Source organism: Microcystis sp. MC19, assembly GCF_003019735.1.
In the GTDB taxonomy this organism is placed as follows: domain Bacteria; phylum Cyanobacteriota; class Cyanobacteriia; order Cyanobacteriales; family Microcystaceae; genus Microcystis.
This window is the reverse complement of sequence record NZ_CP020664.1, coordinates 516906-533440: the sequence shown is the minus strand read 5'-3', so window position 1 is coordinate 533440 and position 16535 is coordinate 516906. Positions and strand designations below refer to the sequence as shown.

Annotated in this window: 17 protein-coding genes, 1 tRNA gene and 1 pseudogene; 6 read left to right on the top strand and 13 right to left on the bottom strand. The window is 45.8% G+C overall.

Translation table 11 applies throughout. The annotated features are described in order from the left end of the window. Positions 1 to 176: 176 nt before the first annotated feature. Positions 177 to 269: pseudogene (locus tag B5D77_RS26885) on the bottom strand (transposase); the annotation flags it as partial. 638 nt (positions 270 to 907) lie between these two features. On the opposite strand from B5D77_RS26885, the gene B5D77_RS02790 reads away from it, so the two are divergent. Then, positions 908 to 1714 (top strand): MlaE family lipid ABC transporter permease subunit, encoded by an 807-nt coding sequence (locus B5D77_RS02790; RefSeq protein WP_008200884.1) that lies wholly within the window; start codon positions 908 to 910, stop codon positions 1712 to 1714. A 90-nt stretch (positions 1715 to 1804) separates the two neighbouring features. On the opposite strand, the gene B5D77_RS26880 is transcribed toward B5D77_RS02790, so the two are convergent. Both B5D77_RS26880 and B5D77_RS02780 read right to left on the bottom strand, forming a co-directional pair. Then, the gene (locus B5D77_RS26880) at positions 1805 to 1921 is read right to left on the bottom strand and encodes a DUF4351 domain-containing protein (RefSeq protein ID WP_071989031.1); all 117 of its coding nucleotides are present in this window, start codon (positions 1919 to 1921) and stop codon (positions 1805 to 1807) included. Between the two features lie 164 nt (positions 1922 to 2085). Then, a complete protein-coding gene (locus B5D77_RS02780; protein WP_106908234.1) occupies positions 2086 to 2424 on the bottom strand; it encodes a hypothetical protein in 339 nt (112 codons plus the stop codon). Positions 2425 to 2684: 260 nt separating this feature from the next. Here B5D77_RS02780 and B5D77_RS02775 point away from each other — a divergent pair, with 260 nt between their 5' ends. After that, a complete protein-coding gene (locus tag B5D77_RS02775; protein ID WP_106908233.1) occupies positions 2685 to 3734 on the top strand; it encodes a cell envelope biogenesis protein OmpA in 1050 nt (349 codons plus the stop codon). 278 nt (positions 3735 to 4012) lie between these two features. Here the strand turns inward: B5D77_RS02775 and B5D77_RS02770 are convergent, their stop codons facing one another. From B5D77_RS02770 to B5D77_RS02740, 7 genes are all read right to left on the bottom strand, one after another. After that, on the bottom strand, positions 4013 to 5260 hold the full coding sequence (locus B5D77_RS02770) for a glutamate-5-semialdehyde dehydrogenase (protein ID WP_008200891.1): 1248 nt from the start codon (positions 5258 to 5260) through the stop codon (positions 4013 to 4015). 22 nt (positions 5261 to 5282) lie between these two features. After that, positions 5283 to 5690: a hypothetical protein gene (locus tag B5D77_RS02765; protein WP_008200892.1), complete on the bottom strand. Its 408-nt coding sequence runs from the start codon at positions 5688 to 5690 to the stop codon at positions 5283 to 5285. Between the two features lie 171 nt (positions 5691 to 5861). After that, positions 5862 to 5933, bottom strand: a tRNA-Gly gene (locus B5D77_RS02760). Positions 5934 to 6005: 72 nt separating this feature from the next. After that, the gene (locus B5D77_RS02755) at positions 6006 to 6305 is read right to left on the bottom strand and encodes a hypothetical protein (RefSeq protein WP_008200896.1); all 300 of its coding nucleotides are present in this window, start codon (positions 6303 to 6305) and stop codon (positions 6006 to 6008) included. Positions 6306 to 6362: 57 nt separating this feature from the next. Further along, positions 6363 to 6908: a 6,7-dimethyl-8-ribityllumazine synthase gene (ribH, locus tag B5D77_RS02750; protein ID WP_008200898.1), complete on the bottom strand. Its 546-nt coding sequence runs from the start codon at positions 6906 to 6908 to the stop codon at positions 6363 to 6365. 143 nt (positions 6909 to 7051) lie between these two features. Then, positions 7052 to 7240, bottom strand: a complete 189-nt coding sequence (gene psbZ / locus B5D77_RS02745) for a photosystem II reaction center protein PsbZ (RefSeq protein WP_004160875.1) — start codon at positions 7238 to 7240, stop codon at positions 7052 to 7054. A 362-nt stretch (positions 7241 to 7602) separates the two neighbouring features. After that, entirely contained in the window at positions 7603 to 8058 is a 456-nt protein-coding gene (locus B5D77_RS02740; RefSeq protein WP_008200901.1) for a CopD family protein, read from the bottom strand. Between the two features lie 113 nt (positions 8059 to 8171). Here B5D77_RS02740 and B5D77_RS02735 point away from each other — a divergent pair, with 113 nt between their 5' ends. After that, on the top strand, positions 8172 to 10871 hold the full coding sequence (locus tag B5D77_RS02735) for a CBS domain-containing protein (RefSeq protein ID WP_106908232.1): 2700 nt from the start codon (positions 8172 to 8174) through the stop codon (positions 10869 to 10871). On the opposite strand, the gene B5D77_RS26135 is transcribed toward B5D77_RS02735, so the two are convergent. Both B5D77_RS26135 and B5D77_RS02725 read right to left on the bottom strand, forming a co-directional pair. Further along, positions 10868 to 11032, bottom strand: a complete 165-nt coding sequence (locus tag B5D77_RS26135; protein ID WP_002733784.1) for a hypothetical protein — start codon at positions 11030 to 11032, stop codon at positions 10868 to 10870. The two genes, B5D77_RS02735 and B5D77_RS26135, sit on opposite strands and share 4 nt — an antisense overlap. Before the next feature lie 437 nt (positions 11033 to 11469). Then, positions 11470 to 11763, bottom strand: a complete 294-nt coding sequence (locus B5D77_RS02725) for an RNA-binding protein (protein ID WP_008200907.1) — start codon at positions 11761 to 11763, stop codon at positions 11470 to 11472. A 241-nt stretch (positions 11764 to 12004) separates the two neighbouring features. Here B5D77_RS02725 and pheS point away from each other — a divergent pair, with 241 nt between their 5' ends. From pheS to B5D77_RS02710, 3 genes are all read left to right on the top strand, one after another. Continuing rightward, positions 12005 to 13009, top strand: a complete 1005-nt coding sequence (gene pheS, locus B5D77_RS02720) for a phenylalanine--tRNA ligase subunit alpha (RefSeq protein ID WP_008200909.1) — start codon at positions 12005 to 12007, stop codon at positions 13007 to 13009. 13 nt (positions 13010 to 13022) lie between these two features. Next, a complete protein-coding gene (locus tag B5D77_RS02715) occupies positions 13023 to 13367 on the top strand; it encodes a DUF4870 domain-containing protein (RefSeq protein ID WP_080754337.1) in 345 nt (114 codons plus the stop codon). Between the two features lie 74 nt (positions 13368 to 13441). Continuing rightward, on the top strand, positions 13442 to 14560 hold the full coding sequence (locus B5D77_RS02710; RefSeq protein WP_106908231.1) for an FAD-binding oxidoreductase: 1119 nt from the start codon (positions 13442 to 13444) through the stop codon (positions 14558 to 14560). 55 nt (positions 14561 to 14615) lie between these two features. Here B5D77_RS02710 and B5D77_RS02705 read toward each other — a convergent pair whose 3' ends face one another. Continuing rightward, positions 14616 to 16505, bottom strand: coding sequence for an RNA-binding domain-containing protein (locus tag B5D77_RS02705; RefSeq protein WP_004157927.1), 1890 nt, complete (start codon positions 16503 to 16505; stop codon positions 14616 to 14618). Positions 16506 to 16535 lie beyond the last annotated feature (30 nt).

Sequence of the window (16535 nt, the reverse complement as noted above, 5' to 3'; positions counted from 1 at the left end):
ATAAAATCGGAAGTAATGCCCAATTTTATCAGAGAGTTTTTGCGTAAAAATCCCAACTTGCTAGATTTACAAAAATAAGATGTACCCTGCTTTATCCCTCTCCTCAAGGATACCAAAGTTAGCTAAAATGAAATAATAGGCGATAATCTCATCTCAACAACTTCACCAAAATATTAACGATGGTCGATGAATTGTACTGTACGAATAGCTTCATCTATGGCAGAAAACTGACTTGGTTTGATCACTGCTTTCATTTCTAAGATCATCATTGTTGATTCACCTCAAACAATTTATTTTGTGCTAACTTTACAGTACAGATTGTCAAGATTTTAGTGGACACTGAGCTTGTCGAAGTGTCGTGCTTCGTGTCCCTGAGCTTTTACATTGAGCCTTTTTACATTAAACCTCTTGCATAATTAATTTTTGAGGGTTCAAAAACGGTAAGTAGGTGGGTGGAATTAAATATAAAATGAACGTAGGTTGGGTTGAAGCATGAAACCCAACGCCCGCATGGGTTACGCTACCGCTAACCCATCCTACAAATAATTGTGCCTACCTACTTAAGAATAAGGATTAAATTGCATAAAATCCTTAAATAGACCATTTAATAGACCATTTAATTGATTATTGTTCATTCCTAATTCTCCTGACTCCTGACTCCTGACTCCTAACCCTAACAACAATTTTTGATTTTTACAAGAGGTCTATTGAGCATATCGAAATGTGTCGAAATGTGTCGAAGTGCTGTTTTATATTGGTCGGGGTTTTATCCCGTCCCACTAAGCGCGAGGGTCTCCACCCCGACATTTGAGATAAAAATTCTGCGCTATCCATAGCGTGGCAGAAAATGGGAGTTAGAAGACAAAACAGGATAGACTTTTCTCTAGTCCGATCGATTTTGAGGGCCATGAAGGATTTATTGGCAATTTTTAGCAAGGAATTAAGCTCTTGGTTTCGGCGCTGTTGGTTAGCGCTACTATTAACCGGCAGGGTTTTTTACTTCCTATTCACGCGCAAACCCGATTGGCGCGTCACTCAAGAACAAATGGTGGCAGCTGGGCCCGCCTCACTGATTATCGCTATGATCACGGCTGCGGTGATCGGCATGATCTTTACCATCCAAGTGGCCCGGGAGTTCCAAGCCTTGGGCGCCGGCAGTATGGTGGGGGGAATTTTGGCCCTTGCTCTCGGTCGGGAACTCTGTCCGATTATGATGGCGATCGTGGTAGCCGGTCGGGTAGGATCGGCTTTTGCGGCGGAAATCGGTACCATGAAGGTGACAGAGCAGATCGACGCACTCTATATGCTCAAAACCGATCCCGTGGAGTATCTGGTGCTGCCTCGTTTAATTGCCTGTTGTCTGATGGTTCCCGCTTTGAGTGTTATGGCGTTGCTGATCGGTTTGGGTAGCGGTTTGCTGGTCGGCCAAAGTTTATACGGCATTGCCAATTCAGTTTTTCTCGACTCGGTTCGCGGTTTCCTGCGTGTGGGAGATGTGCTGAGTGGACCGGTTAAAGGGTTGGTTTTTGGGGCTTTAATCGCGATTATCGGCTGTAATTGGGGTTTAACGACCGATGGCGGTGCTAAAGGAGTCGGCCAAGCTACTACCGCAGCCGTAGTCACTATGCTCTTAGCGATTTTTGTATCTAATCTGCTGATGACTTGGATCTTGTTCCAAGGAGCCGGCAATAGTTCGGTTTTATTTGGACAGTAATTTCAGTTAAAAACGCTCATTTTCTCGCCATTGTTCTCAATTCTCTACTGACCGAAAATCTAATCAAGCTTATCCTCAGTTTTATAAATTTTATCGGGAAAGACTGGGGATATGGGCAGATAATTCGGCAGCAATGCCACCTATAGGCCGATTTAATTGACTTAGAAGCAAATTGATGGCTTCTTCTTGTCTTCCTTCCTCAACAATTGTTGAATATTGATTATCCCTAGGTTGAGATTAAATTATCTCCTATAAGTAGGTGGGTGGAATTAAATATAAAATAAACGTAGGTTGGGTTGAAGCATGAAACCCAACGCCCGCATGGGTTACGCTACCGCTAACCCATCCTACAAATAATTGTGCCTACCTACTTAACTATCGGGGAAATGTTTGGCAAGACAATCGGAACAAATTCCTGCTTTGCTAAAATAATCTCCATAGTCTTGTACGTTAGCTGATGCTTGACCACAGTAGGAACAAATTTGAAATATCGTTGCTATCGTTCTCTGTTCGTCAACATCGTCAAAATCAGAAAAACACTCATTACTGAGAATTTCGCCGATATTGACATCGCAAAGGTATGATTCTTTAATTATGTCCAAAACTATCGACTGTTGTTCCTCAAAACTTAGGGACTGAAACGCCTTATTTTTCAAATACAATCGACCTAACATTGCATTGACAGCATAACTAGCTTGATGATCTGACATAATGATAATAGAAGGAATTAAGAGCAGAAAAATAAGCCCAGTAATTTCAGTTTATAGGTATAAATTAAGGGCAAAATAGCCGATTGTTTTGATTTATATCCTAAGACATAAATTGCTATAATGTCCATTCTACAAGTCTTTGAGTCCATCCAAAGCCAAGGAAATAGGCTAAAATAGCTGAAACTCTTGGCAGTTCTAATTTTTGCCAAATAATGATCCAACCCGGTAGCTCCGGGGGTAATCTCAGGAGGATAGAGGTAATGGCCAATTCAGATTCATCCGCCTCAACGGGGGAAAAATTTACTCACAATCCCGCCAGTTTCTTGGCCGCTGCCGGGCAAGTGGCAAACCAGATCGCTCGGGCGGCAAAAACCGCGGGCGAAGCGGCCGCCCAGCAATGGCAGGCAGCAAGCGACTCCGTTCTCGAAGCCGCTAACCCCCTCCTCAAAGCTACCCAAGACACGGGCCAAGTTCTCATGGAAACGGCGGTGGAAGCAGTCAAACCCCTGACCGAACAGGCCAGTCAAGTGGGGCAGACCGCCCTGGAAAAGGCAACGGCAACCGCCGACTCCGTCGTCTCGGCCACCGGGCAAATCGCCAGCCAAATCAGCCAAGCAGTGGATCCGGCGGCCGTTGGCGGCGCTTTCCTGGGAATGTCGGCAGGACAAGTGGCCGGCGGCGTGATCGGCGGGGCGATTGGTTCGGCACTCGGACCAGGGGGGGCGGTTTTGGGCGCTCAAGTGGGTGCTTTTGCCGGCAGCACCACCGGAGCAAAGTTAGGCTATGATGTCACCCACGAAATTGTCCACCCCGAGCCCGGCAAGGCTCAGGCGGGAGCAAATCCCATCGAGATCGCAGAACACCTGAGCAAGAAAAGCGGCGAGAAGCTCGGTGAAACCCTGGGGACGGCGGGCGGCGCAATTCTGGGGACGGTCATCGCCGGGCCCGCGGGCGGCATGGTAGGCGCTCTGGCCGGAGAGGTTTTCGGGGGACAGTTAGGGGAAAATACGGCGGTTGCCTTTAATCAACAAGTGGAGCGGCAAGGAAAGCCCTCTGAGGAAGCCTCCCCCGAGCAGACAGACGTGAGGGATTGGACGATCAAGACGGGCAGTAGTTTTGTCGGGGAAACAGGAAGTGCTTTGGTCGGGAGGGCGATCGGTAAGCTCGTGGCCGGTGCGGCGGGGGCAGAGATCGGTCGGAGCTTGGGTGCGATCGCTGGGGAGCGAATCGACTGGACCTCTCAGCCTCAACCCAGTTCGCTCCCTCGGCCCTCCCAAGAGGGTCAAGAAGAACCCCCCCAGATCAGCTAAGAACAAAATTTTGCCCTTGCTGCTCACTGTCCGAAGTTATTCCCCTTCCTCTCTGCTCTCGCGCTCGACTTAACAAGGGTTTGCGGCAAAAAGTTTTTCGTGGGGGCAGGGTGTGGGGAGAAACAATTCATAACTTGAGAGTTAATCACACTATTAAAAACGGATTTGGTATCACTCCAAGGGTCGGCACTTTTTGAGGGAAAAAAAGTCTAAAAACCTTGTTGGATAAGGTTTTTAGATTTATTCGGCCAACCCTAACAATATCCAGTTGACCACAACTACCCCTGCACCACCTGTTTAAGGGTGGTAAAGGTTTCTAGGTTGATTAAGCCCCGACGCTGGCCTTTTTGGTTGGAAATGCCCAAAAATACCGATTCTCCCTGTTTGGGATTGCGATCGAATCGGGGGGAAGAATTGATATAAACTAAAGCACTATCGGACTCCATGGCGAATTGACGACTTTCTCGATAGGATTCGGTGACAATACAATCGGCATGACCGCTACTATACTTATTAATCCAAGCGATCGCATCAGTAAGGGTATCCACTAACCTAAAGGCCACCGTTTTTTCTAAATAGGGTCTTTGCCAATCATTATCGGTGGCCATGGTTAAATGTTCCGGAAAATCCGCCGCTAATCGGGTATCCCCCCGCAATTTAAAGCCTTTTTCCTGCAAACTTTTAAACAAACGACTTAAAGTCGAAGAATTCTGATGGGGACTAATTAAAACTTTTTCGATCGCATTAACCGGATCGGGTATGCTGCCATGACTATCGATAATTACCTGACGGGCTAACTCCAAATCGCCACTGGGAGACCAATACAAATAACAGTTTCCCATGGCCGCACGCAAAACGGGAACCGTGGCCAATTGACTCACCTGACCGATTAAACTAGGGCGACCGTAGGGAATAATCAAATTAACATAATTTTCCTGGGTCACTAACTCCTCTAGGGAGGGACTACAATCACAGGGTAAACCACTCAGACAATCCAGCGGTAAACCCACATCTTGCAATGCTTCTTGGATAATTTCCGTAATCACCCCATCGGAATGACTAGAAGCATTGGAACCGCGAATAATCAAACTATTGCCACTTTTTAGGGAAAATCCCGCCGCTACCATCGCTAATTCCGGAAAACCTTCATAGACTAAGGCAATCACTCCTAAGGGCATCCTTTGGCAATAGGTTTGGGAAGGATTAAGTTGATAGGCCGCGTTAATTACCTGTTGCAGCGGATCCGATGCTTCCGCTAGTTGTTGTAATACCTCCACCGTCGTCTCTAAACGTTCGGGAGTTAACCTTAACCAGCGAATCATTTGTTCTGAGACAGCCATCTCTCGACTGACTTCTAAATCGAGGGTATTGGCTTCTAAAATGCGATCAAAGCCAGTTTTAATGCCCTTAGCGATCGCAATTACCCCGCGATTTCTTTCGTTGCCATTAAATTGACCTAGAGCCAGAAAAGCATTGTATGCTTGCTTAAAGATCGTCAGGGGGGTTTTGGGGGAACTTTCGCTCATAAATTGATAGATTGATTGTTGTCTAGCGTCGATAGGCTAACCAAAAGATGAACGCAGGCAAAATAACTAATAGCATAACTAGAATTGCCCCAAAAATTACGCTTACCCCCGGCGGTGATTTTAAAATTAAGGGTAGCCAGACGATCGATAATAACAGAATTATCCCCATCATCAGGGGTAATACCTCTTGCCCAAGGCGCTGATTGGTACTCACCCAACGAAATCCCGTCCAGCGCCAAGTGCGTTTATAGGGATAGTGGGGGGCTAATTGTTCGATAATTTGACCGTTTTCCTGGAGCACAAATATCTGTTGACAGCGATCGCAACCAAAGGCATCGGTCAATAAAATTGGGCATAATCTCCCTTTCCGACGACAGGGACAGGGATAGTCTTGGTGTTGGTCGATTTTGGTATATTTATACGGTCGCACAAGCTAAATTTTTGTTTATAAACGGTTGTTTTTAGTCGCCTGCGGTCAATAGCTAAGGGATTCAACGGTTGCCCCAAATCCTCAACCCTATTGCTCACGGGTAATTCCCATCTTAAGGGATGCCTTTGAATTATTCACCCCAATATTAAGATTTATTTCCTGATTTTTCTAAGCGGGCAACGCGATTCGAACGCGCGACATTCACCTTGGCAAGGTGACGCTCTACCACTGAGCTATGCCCGCAAGCCTTTTTTTTCGCACTCTTCCAATCTTGCCAAATCTCAGCGCATTTGTCAAGTGGTTTGGAGTATTTTTTTACAATGATTCATTTTCCGGCAAGTCCCCCAAACCCGTAATAGCTTCGAGAACCACTTCTATCTTCGCCTGTAGTCGGTTGAACTGATGTTCCAAGCGATCAAAACGCTTGTCAATGGCGGCGAATTTTTCATCCACTGCGGCAAATTTTTCATCTATATGCCGTTCCATAGCCTCAAAAGCTTCTGTAATCCGCCCCTCTGGTTCTAGGTCTAATTCCAGAGTCTTGATCCTCTCGACAGCGTTGACTAATTGCCGTCTGAGTTGGTTAATATATTTGTTCTGTTCAGCTTCGCTCATCAGTGGAACTCCGGGGGAGTGGGGACAGCTAAAACCCTCAATGCTGGCGGAATTTTCCTAGCCTTCTATCAGTGCCTGTTGGGGATTATTTTGCAATAATTCTAGGGGTTTATCTTCATCCCGGGGACGCAATTGACGCATGAGACTAGCCATTTCTAGGGCAGATAGGCCATAATTCCAGCCCAAATTACTTTTAATACCGGCCCGTTCGAGAGCCTGTTGTAGAGTATCAGTGGTGAGAATACCGAAGACAACGGGAACACCCGTCTGAAAAGCGGCCGCAGCGATACCTTTAGCGGCCTCGGCGGCAACGTAGTCAAAATGGGGCGTTTGGCCGCGAATAATTGCCCCTAGACAAATAACGGCATCGTAACGGTGGGAAAGGGCGACTTGACGGGCTACCATTGGCACTTCAAAGCTACCCGGTACCCAGATATAATCCACTTGAGTGCCATCGGGATTAACATCAACCCCGTGACGCTTGAGACAGTCTTGACAGCCTGATAACAGTTTATCGGTGACGAGATCATTAAAACGACCAATCACGACCGCAAAGCGCAAAGAGGATATATCCTCGGTAAAATTTCCCTCAAAAACAGTCATAAGGTGTGGGGTGTGGGGTGTGGGGTGTGGGGTGTGGGGTGTGGGGTGTGGGGAGGTGGGGAGATGGGGTAGTGGGGAGGTGGGGAAACTGTCTCATCACCCTATCACCCTATCTCCTCCTGTCTCCTGACTGCTGATCAAGGCTAAATCACTAAAAAGTTTAAAATAGCGACGGCAACCACTAAAATTGCCCAAATTGCCGAACCCAGATAGAGAAGGGGTTTCGATTGGTCCCAGTTTTGGGGGGAAGCATAGGCAACGGGGACACCAATTACCATCAGCAAGGAAAATAAAACTAGGGCAATGAGAAAAAATTGAAAAACAATAGACATGATTGGGTTCTCCTAAAGCAGTTGATCTTTATTTAGATAATTCTCCCAGATTTGATACTTGTATGGAAGAGCCTCGCTTCCACTCAACCTTAACTGGACGATCCTTCCTCTAACTCCTGCCTGAATCAGGGTTTAAAGGATATATCCCCGTCGGACCGAATCCACGAGCATATTAATTTTACTGCCAGTGACTATCTAACCGCAGCGGGGCTGAAAACTTTTTTCCATTGTCTATCCTTGCCAACAACAGCAGGGCAAGGGTTAGGTGGGAAAAGGGACTCTCTATGATCCCTTACCCAGATTAGCCTATTTTGGCGTTTTCGCCAAACCTAGCCTATAAAGGTCTCCAGACTGCTGAACTGCTAAAAGCTAATGGTCAAGCCCCCCAAACGGATGCCGGCACCGAAAATGACGAATAATACTGCTAGAGTGGTGACGGCGACTATGTGCAGGGCGAGGAAATTTAAGTTTTCCTCGCTCAGTTGAGGAAGGAGAAAAAAGCGGGAATGAAGGGCCAAGATGAGAGTTAAGAGCAGTAAAGCTAACTTAATTCCTATATAAACCGACAAAAAACTATCAAATGACCAAAAATCACGAAATCCGGGCAAATAAATCCAAGTCAGTCCTAGGCCTGTTATCACCTGCAACAATAGCGCAGATAACCCAAAACCTTCAAAATATTGCTCAAATTGACGAATTCGGTCTGGTTCTCGGTTTTTGAGGGCCTGGGGTAGAACGGTGACTGCCAACAATAAATGACCACCGGCCCAGACGGTCGCCCCTAGGGTGTGGAGAATTACTAAAATTTTGAACAACATCGGTTTCTCTCAGTCATGATTTGCTAACTTATAGTTCTTGACCCGGTTATTTCCGAGCATTTAGTAACAATAGATACAGAAAAAATCTCGATAACTTCTCCTTACTAAAAAATATGGATTTAATTTTATGTCATCAAACGGCGGATTTTGACGCTTTGGGGGCAGCGGTGGGTTTATCGTTGCTGAAAGCGGGTAGTCGCATTGTGTTAACGGGGGGAGCGCACCCAACAGTGAGGGAATTTTTAGCCCTGCATCGGGATGAGTTCGCTTTAATTGAAATGCGGAGTGTCAATCCGGCCCGTATTCGCTCTTTAATTATCGTTGATAATCAGTGGCGGGAGCGTCTGGGAAAAGCTTCCCAGTGGCTCGATTTAGACCATTTACAGGCGATCGAATTGTATGATCATCATTTGGATAGTGAAAGTGATATTCATGCCTCTAGCGTCCATTTAGAAGGGGTGGGAGCCACCACGACTTTAATTGTCGAAGCTTTACAAAAAGCCCAGATTAAACCAAACTCGATGGCAGCGACGGTAATGGCGCTCGGTATTCACGTTGACACGGGTTCCCTGACTTTTGCCGGTAGTACCCCCAGGGATGCCTATGCTTTGGCTTGGTTAATGACCTGTGCTGCTAACATTAAAACGATCGCCCAATACTGTCAACCGAGTTTTTCCCCGCGCTTACAGGAGTTATTTAGCCTTGCCTGGGAAAATCTAGAGATTAAAACGATCCATGACCGTAAAATCGCCCACGTTCTCCTCCATAGTGCCGATTTTATCCCCGGTTTGTCTAGTGTAGCCGAGCGCCTAATGGAATTATCCGATAGTGATGCGTTACTTTTTGGCCATAGTTATAGTAAAGACGAGGAAGATAATTCCCGACAGCGTTTAACTGTGATTGGTCGCTCTAGGATCGATGGAGTGAATCTATATCAGCTTTTTTCCCCCTATAACGGCGGTGGTCATGCTCAGGCCGCTTCGGTGAGTTTTCGCGATGTTCAGCCGGCACCACAGTTAAACCAACTGCTGGGGGACTTAATTGCCCAAATTCCTCCTTCTCCCACCGCGAGGGATTTAATGTCTTCCCCAGTGCGAACAATTCGTCCCGATACTTCTATATCTCAAGCCGAGCGCATCCTTTTCCGTTACGGCCATTCGGGTTTATCGGTGGTAGATGAACAGGATCGCTTAGTTGGGGTGATTTCTCGTCGTGACCTCGATTTAGCTCTCCATCACGGCTTTTCTCACGCTCCTGTGAAGGGATACATGACTTGTAATCCGAAAACTATTACCCCCGACACTTCCCTTCAGGAAATCGAGTCACTGATGGTAACGTATGATTTAGGGCGTTTACCTGTACTAGAAAACGGGCAGTTAGTCGGTATCGTCACTCGTACAGATGTATTAAGACAGATCCATCAAAATGAGCGGGTGCGCTTTGAAGGGGTTGCTTTGGTTTCCTGTCTTTTACCAGCGATTAAAGAGCGTTTAGAGCCGATTTTATGGTCATTCCTGCAAGCTGCCGCCACTGCCGCTCAACAACGGGGTTGGCATCTCTATCTGGTTGGGGGTGCGGTGCGTGATTTACTTTTAGCCACAGAAAGGGATACTTTATTGTTACAGGATATCGATTTAGTGGTGGATGGCTGCCATCGTGCCGCCAGTGTGGGTGCGGGGGTGGAATTGGCTAATTGTTTACAGGAAATTTATCCGGGGGCCCGGTTATCGATTCACGGGGAATTTCAGACGGCGGCTTTGTTATGGCACAAAGATGAGCGTTTTGGCTCTTTATGGGTGGATATCGCCACGGCACGCACGGAATTCTATCCCTATCCCGCCAGCAATCCCCAAGTGGAGGCTAGTTCGATTCGACAGGATTTGTATAGAAGGGATTTTACGATTAATGCTCTGGCAATTCGCCTAACTTCGCCGAAAGAGGGGGAATTACTCGACTTTTTTGGCGGTACGTTGGATTTACGCGCCCAACAAATCCGGGTTCTCCACGCTAATAGTTTTATCGAGGATCCGACGCGTATCTATCGAGCGGTGCGTTTTGCCACTCGGTTAGGATTTGTTATTGAACCCTTGACAGAAAGCTATATTAGGTATGCGATCGAAAGTGGAGTTTATGAGCGCTCACGGCAACAAAATCAGAATGCACCTGCTTTACAGTCCCGTTTAAAAGCGGAGTTGAATTATATTTTAGAGGCGGATTACTGGGAAATTGCCTTAGAAAAGTTGGCTGAGTTGGGGGCTTTGCACTGTTTACACGGGGATTTAAGTTTAAATCGGGCTTTATGGCGACAATTGCGCTGTCTCAGTCGTTGGTTAGATTGTTTAAGTCTGGAATTGCCGGTGAATGCCTGGTTAATGCGCTTGGAATTATTAATCGCTTCTCTGGCTGTGGGGGAGAGAATAGCGATCGCTAATAATTTACAATTGCCCAAAGATAGTCTGGGGCGTTTACAAAAACTAGAAGTTATGGAAAAGGAGATTAGCAATAATTTTGCTTATGATCGACCCATTAGTCAAATCGTCAGCTTTTTCAAGGGTTATCAGGTTCCTAGTTTGTTACTGGTGGCGGTGAGGAGTCAGACTAGGATGCGGGCTTTAATCTGGCAATATTTAACTAAATGGTCGCAGATTGAGGCTCCTATCGACGGCAATGACCTAAAAGCTTTGGGTTATCAACCGGGTCCCGGGTTTAAATCGTTACTTGCGGCAGTCTTGGGGGCGACTTTAGATGGAATAGTCAGCAATAAAAGCGAGGCTAGGGCTTTTATTGCTAGATTAACTAAGTCAGCAGATTAGGTATCGGCTGCCCCTTCATTTTCCGAAGATTGTCTTTGATCGCTGGAATAACCGCCTCTACCTCCTCTGGTGGTGGTACGATTAGACGCGGCCCGGAATTGACGAGCGTAGGCGCGGTTGCGTTCAGCTTTTTCTTTTTTCAAATTACGACGTTTAGCCACAAGAATCTCCTTGGGATAATAGATAGACAAGCGGGGAAACGAGCGCTCGCTTCCCCTATTGACATTGACACTCTCCGCACTTTTCGGGCGGAGATTCTTGGGCTGAATCCTGCCTCTACTAGCAACGCTAATTTTGGTCTTACAGTTTCATGTCTAGTCCGACTACACCTATAAGGCCAGCACTCTTATGGACTACTCCCCAAGCGTAAATTTCTGTGTGTCCCACAGTATTTAATTGTTTGGCGTTCTGACAGTTTGGACTTAATTGAACACCATTGACTGTCAGAAATTTTGAGATGACGGAGTAGGACGTTTAACCTGTTTGCTCACGTTCTCACGGTCGGAACCACCTGCAAACATTCTACCACAAAGCCGTCCTTTGAGGAGGGGGTTTTAAAACCAAACCTCCGATAACCTAGAATGGTTACGATCGGGGATTAGTAGCGACGATCTCGACCACGATCGCCGCCAGCGAAGGAAGGTCTGGGTTCTTTTTCACGAGCTTGATTGACTTTTAATTCTCGTCCCATCCATTCGGCACCGTTAAGAGCGGCAATAGCGGCCGATTCTTGCGCTGGGGTTTCCATTTCTACGAAAGCAAACCCGCGTTTTTTTTTCGTTTCCCGGTCGATAGGAAGGTGAACGCGCTTAATTTTACCATATTCGGTAAAAACCTCCACTACGTCTTCTTGGTTAACCTCGAAGGGGAGATTACCAACATAAATTGACATAAAAGCTATCCTTGCACAGATAAAAACAACAGATTTTTAGAGAACCAAGATTTCGGGAACTAGCTGAACCAATACTAAACAGAAACGCTTTGACCATTAATACTGACAACGAGCCGCAGTGCCGACTTTTATTCTCAACTTCCATCCTAGCATATAGCTATTAGCTTTGATCGATGCTGCCGCTCTCGCCACCCGAGCAGATAAACTAGACTAGAATGCTGCCCTATAAAATGCCCTAATTATGAGTTTATCCCCCCATCCGATCGAAACTGCCCTAAAAACCCTGGCAGGGAAAGCGGAAAATTCCATCGAACAAACAACAACCCTAGAAGACTTAGAACAGCTAAGGGTGAATTATCTGGGTAAGAAAGGAGAATTATCGCAGATTTTACGGGAAATGGGCAAATTAACCCCCGAAGAGAGACCGCGATTAGGTGCGATCGCTAATGAGGTCAAAGAATTAGTACAATCGCTGCTGGAATCCCGGCGAGAAAGTCTCCAGAATGCCCAAATTAAGGCGAAATTAGCGGCGGAAACCCTCGATGTCACCCTGCCTGCTCTTAGCCGTCCTTTAGGGCGAATTCACCCCTTAAATAGCACAGTTGATCGCATGATCGATATTTTCGTCGGTCTGGGTTACACCATCGCCACTGGGCCGCAGGTAGAAAGCGATTATTATAATTTTGAGGCTTTAAATATCCCTGCTGACCATCCGGCCCGGGATATGCAGGATACTTTTTTCTTGAGGGATGGTCGTTTATTGCGGACCCATACCTCCCCGGTGCAGATTCGCTACATGGAAAGTCACGAACCCCCGATTCGGATTGTGGCCCCGGGCCGGGTTTATCGTCGCGATACCGTGGATGCAACCCATTCCGCGGTTTTCCATCAAGTGGAATTATTAGCGGTGGACCGGGGATTAACCTTTACGGATTTGAAAGGAACAATTAAAGAATTTCTTAAGCAAATGTTTGGGGCCGATTTACCGGTTAAATTCCGCGCTTCCTACTTCCCTTTTACCGAACCCTCGGCCGAGGTAGATGTACAGTGGAAAGGCAAATGGTTGGAGGTGATGGGCTGTGGTATGGTGGATCCCAATGTCTTAAAAGCAGTCGGTTATGACCCCCAAATCTATACGGGTTTTGCTGCTGGTTTTGGCGTGGAAAGATTTGCTATGGTATTACATGAGATAGACGATATTCGCCGTTGTTATAATAGCGATATCCGCTTTCTCCGCCAATTTTAGGGGGATAAACCCGATGGTCATGAGTGAAGATTTAACCAAAAAAAGACTCCTATCTGTGGCTTGTCATGCTTCGATCTTTTTGAGTGCTACGCTGGTATCGGTGGGGATTCCCTTAGCTATTTATTTCATTTCCGATGATGGAACGGTGAAGGAAAACGCCAAAGAAGCTTTAAACTTTCACCTGAATATGTGGTTATACTACCTAATTGCCGGGATTCTAGTTTGGGTTTTAATCGGTTATTTGCTCTTACCGATTCTTGCTGTGGTGAATATTGTTCTTCCCATTCTTGCTATCCTGCAAGTCTGGAAAGATGCCTATAAGGTTTTCCGTTATCCTTTTATTTTCAGGGTTCTGTAATTAATTATCGGGGTTGAAACCTGTTCAACCCTTTTTTAGTCCTATTCCCACTAGAAAAATAGCCTCTGGAGTTTATGACTAAAATTGTCATCATCGGTGCGGGGATAGTGGGGGCCACCATTGCCTACGAATTAAGTGCCATCGAAGGATTAGAAATTACCCTCATCGATGAAAAAAAACCGGGACAAGGAGCAACTGGGGCTGCCCTAGGGATTTTAATGGGGATTATCAGCCATAAAACCAAAGGGAGAGCCTGGAAACTGCGGCAAGAAAGTTTAAAACGTTACGAAACCCTCCTTCCTGAGCTAGAATCCCTCACCGGACTGACTATTCCCTGTAACCGTGATGGTATTGTCCTCCTGCGATCGAGTGCCGAAGACGAAGAAAATTGGCGCAAGTTAGCCCAAATCCGCCAAGAACAGGGATATTGTCTAGAAATCTGGGATAAAGAGACTTTGAAGCAAAAATGTCCCCAGGTGGCCGGGGAGCATCTCCAGGGTGCTATCTATTCTCCCAGTGATCATCAAATTAACCCAGTCCTGCTCACGGAGGCTCTCGTCACTGCTGCGGCAAGAAGGGGGGTAAAATGTCAATTTGGGGTAAAAGTTGAAAATTTCGGGAAGACAGAGCTTCAAGACTCTAATTTGAGGCAATGCACCCACGTTTATAGTTCCAATGGTATAGAGAAAACCGACTCTTTGATTCTTTGTGCGGGAATCGGTGCCACTTCTTTAACCGAAACTCTTACCCATCCAGTGGAGATTCGACCGGTTTTAGGGCAAGCTTTACAGATAAAATTGACGCAACCCTTAGAAAGTTCCGATTTTAAGCCGATTTTAACGGGAAATGACCTGCATATTCTGCCTTTGGCCCGAGCAGAATACTGGATTGGAGCAACGGTGGAATTTATGGACGAAAAGGGCGAAATTATCGCCGATACTGCCCTATTAGAGCAAGTGTATCAACAGGCGATCACTTTTTGTCCCTCTTTGGCCGCGGGTGCGATCGTGCGTACTTGGTCCGGTAAGCGACCGCGACCGGAGAAAAAATCCGCTCCCATCATCGAATATTTGCCCGGATACGATAACGTTATTCTGGCCACGGGACACTACCGCAACGGGGTTTTATTGGCCCCCGCTACCGCTAAAATTGTCAGGGAAATGTTAAGTGGTAAGTTAGCTATCGATCGCTAAATTAGTGGCTTGCCGATGTAGTCCCCTTAATCTCTCGGATTTGAGGAGCGGGTGTTTACTCATCTTGCGCTGATAGGAAATGCGATCGAGATACTGTTCGATAAGCTTGTTGAGGATGGTTCCTTAGTTGGGGGTGTTTAAGCTCCAGCAATCCCTCATCTATCATCGGGTTGACATAGTGATTACGAATAGTATCAGGTTCTCTTCCGAGCAGTTGAGCTAATGTTCCGAGGGGTAGATATTGTTGGGAGCATAGTTCAAGAATCACTTTTCGTACCGAGTCTTTACTAATGCGGCCTTTTCTGCGTATGGGTTCAGCAATTGCCTCTAACTGTTGGTAATGTTCGGAGCTTGGTGGGTAATGTTCGGAGCTTGGTGGGTAATGTTCGGAGCTTGGTGGGTAATGTTCGGAGCTTGGTGGGTAATGTTCGGAGCTTGGTAATAGAGAAAGTTGCGCTGAAGAATTCTGGTTCGGTAGGGTGTAGCGTGTTCCCCGACACTTACCTGACTGGTGTAACCAGCCATTTTGAACTAAATTACGAAGGCGTTCGCTAATATCTCTGGGATGTTCTGATCGATAACGCTGAATGTCAGTATTACTAATTTCCTCAAACTGATGCGCTAATACTAATATTATCCTATCAAGATCACCTAACTGACGGTAAGCATCCCCGATAATCCTTTTTAATTCCACTTCAACTGCTTCGGGAATAAAACTTGTCATCGGTAAATTAACAGATGTAACTTCTAGGTCAAGTTTTTCCGAAACTAGGGGACTCAACCATTGTTGTTCTTTCCAAGCACGAAGAATTTTCCCAAATCCAGAGCCAGCTTTTTCACCTAATCCGAGCATTTGAAACATTTTTTGTAGATGAGGATTACGAGGATCGCTAGTACCGCCTTCATAGAGACGCTGTAGGGGAATTCTCAGACGACCGGGATTAGAAAACAGATAGCCATCGATAGATTTTACCACCTTTATAGGCCGTGACGACTGGTGATCGGCGTGGATTAAAGTATTAACTAAAGCCTCTCTTAAAGCTTCATGAACATGGGTTTCATCTTTACGAACGGCATCTTTGTCTAATTGAAAAGGAACATCTAAATTATTAATTAATCTGCCATAAACACGATAATAAGAGTTAAGTAAATTAGCTTCCCATTTACCATCAAGAGTTAAGCGATATGTCCATCTTTTTTCAGGATCATCAGATAATTTTTCCTGATAGTCGAGACTATAATGGGGGAAAGCATCTAAAATACTGCGTTCTCGTCCAAACATGAGTAAACCCGCTACAGTTAATCCTTCTTTGCTAGAATTTCTATCTCGTCGCCATCCTCCTAACTGATGGAGTAATTGTTGATCATTGTATGCTAACCAAGGATGATCGGGTTCGCGATTGCTGAACCGTTGGCGAAATACTTTCAGAGTATCAGGATCAATATCGTTGAGATTAAAATTATCTAAAACTTGAAAATCTTGAGGTTCATTGCTGGCATCGCGAAACATTTGCTCTATTTCCTCCTTATGACAGCGATAATCTCCCTCATAATTTCGCTTATATGTACCAGTCATTGGGTTATTGTTAATATATACAGGACGCTGAGTTCGGGTAGCTCTAGGAATATGAATAATGAGAAGCTGATATTCATTAATCTTTTTTACTTCTACGTCTGAATTAGAACAGATAGATATATTCAGTTTTTGTCGGTTGTTGTGGTTATCCCAAAACTCTTGTTGAAGATTTTTAGGGTTACGCACTCCTGTAATTTCTAATCTAGGTTTCTTTTCGCTAACACCCAAAATAATGTAACCGCCATCGGTATTAGCGAAAGCTGAAAGAGTTTCCCAAATGTCTTTTGGCAAGCCTCCCTCGGCTGATTTAAACTCATATTCTTGGTCTTCTCCAATATCAATTTGCTGCAGTATTGTGTCAATTTCCATGCTAAAATTCGGCGATAAATTTATGGATGC

Bases quoted from the DNA above. Each gene is read 5' to 3' on its own strand.
- B5D77_RS02790 (WP_008200884.1), top strand. From the start codon at position 908: ATGAAGGATTTATTGGCAATTTTTAGCAAGGAATTAAGCTCTTGGTTT.
- B5D77_RS02780 (WP_106908234.1), bottom strand. From the start codon at position 2,424: ATGTCAGATCATCAAGCTAGTTATGCTGTCAATGCAATGTTAGGTCGA.
- B5D77_RS02775 (WP_106908233.1), top strand. From the start codon at position 2,685: ATGGCCAATTCAGATTCATCCGCCTCAACGGGGGAAAAATTTACTCAC.
- B5D77_RS02770 (WP_008200891.1), bottom strand. From the start codon at position 5,260: ATGAGCGAAAGTTCCCCCAAAACCCCCCTGACGATCTTTAAGCAAGCA.
- B5D77_RS02755 (WP_008200896.1), bottom strand. From the start codon at position 6,305: ATGAGCGAAGCTGAACAGAACAAATATATTAACCAACTCAGACGGCAA.
- ribH (WP_008200898.1), bottom strand. From the start codon at position 6,908: ATGACTGTTTTTGAGGGAAATTTTACCGAGGATATATCCTCTTTGCGC.
- psbZ (WP_004160875.1), bottom strand. From the start codon at position 7,240: ATGTCTATTGTTTTTCAATTTTTTCTCATTGCCCTAGTTTTATTTTCC.
- B5D77_RS02740 (WP_008200901.1), bottom strand. From the start codon at position 8,058: ATGTTGTTCAAAATTTTAGTAATTCTCCACACCCTAGGGGCGACCGTC.
- B5D77_RS02735 (WP_106908232.1), top strand. From the start codon at position 8,172: ATGGATTTAATTTTATGTCATCAAACGGCGGATTTTGACGCTTTGGGG.
- B5D77_RS02725 (WP_008200907.1), bottom strand. From the start codon at position 11,763: ATGTCAATTTATGTTGGTAATCTCCCCTTCGAGGTTAACCAAGAAGAC.
- pheS (WP_008200909.1), top strand. From the start codon at position 12,005: ATGAGTTTATCCCCCCATCCGATCGAAACTGCCCTAAAAACCCTGGCA.
- B5D77_RS02715 (WP_080754337.1), top strand. From the start codon at position 13,023: ATGGTCATGAGTGAAGATTTAACCAAAAAAAGACTCCTATCTGTGGCT.
- B5D77_RS02710 (WP_106908231.1), top strand. From the start codon at position 13,442: ATGACTAAAATTGTCATCATCGGTGCGGGGATAGTGGGGGCCACCATT.
- B5D77_RS02705 (WP_004157927.1), bottom strand. From the start codon at position 16,505: ATGGAAATTGACACAATACTGCAGCAAATTGATATTGGAGAAGACCAA.